Here is a 534-nt window from a genome sequence, read left to right as displayed (position 1 = left end):
TTTTTCCCTGCAACAATATGCATTGCTAAATCAATACTCGCTTCACAAGCTCTTTGTATGTTCAATATTATTGAATCTTGTTTTGTAAAGTCCTCTAAATTTTCAGGGTTATTTCCATATACATCTTGGATTCTTTTTATACAACGCTCTATTGTAGAAATTTTATTTAAAATAACCTCATTCTTCATATATAGAACCTCTTTTCTTTATATCATCAAATACTATCTGTCTTTCTTCGTTCAATTTTGAATACATTTTTAAGGTTTTCATTTCAAAAATGACCTTACGTTTTTCATCCGAACAAAATATTGTCTTTCCTGTATGTATAATCTGAGCTTGAAAAACTGTAGAAGCTTCGGATAAATCAACTAAATCAACATCTCTATGAACAATGTTAGCCAACTCCTGTGCTAATAAAAAACGTTCATAGTTCCCTAAAGTTGTGTCACTTAAATAAGCTATATCAATATCACTATCTTCTCGTTCCCTGTTCTCAGCCGTTGATCCAAACACAATTATCCAATAGGGATTCAC

Annotated in this window: 2 protein-coding genes; both read right to left on the bottom strand. The window is 30.9% G+C overall.

The window, feature by feature from the left end; all coding sequences use genetic code 11:
• Positions 1-188: type VII toxin-antitoxin system HepT family RNase toxin (hepT, locus tag FOT98_RS30685; RefSeq protein WP_222104679.1), on the bottom strand; the 188-nt coding region annotated here is incomplete at its 3' end.
• The coding region (gene mntA / locus FOT98_RS30680) for a type VII toxin-antitoxin system MntA family adenylyltransferase antitoxin (RefSeq protein WP_222104678.1) at positions 178-534 on the bottom strand (357 nt) is incomplete at its 5' end. The genes hepT and mntA, both read right to left, overlap by 11 nt.

The organism is Bacillus sp. HY001, from assembly GCF_007558965.1.
In the GTDB taxonomy this organism is placed as follows: domain Bacteria; phylum Bacillota; class Bacilli; order Bacillales; family Bacillaceae_G; genus Bacillus_A; species Bacillus_A mobilis.
Note: the sequence above shows the minus strand (reverse complement) of the source record. Positions and strands in the feature narration are given on the sequence as shown.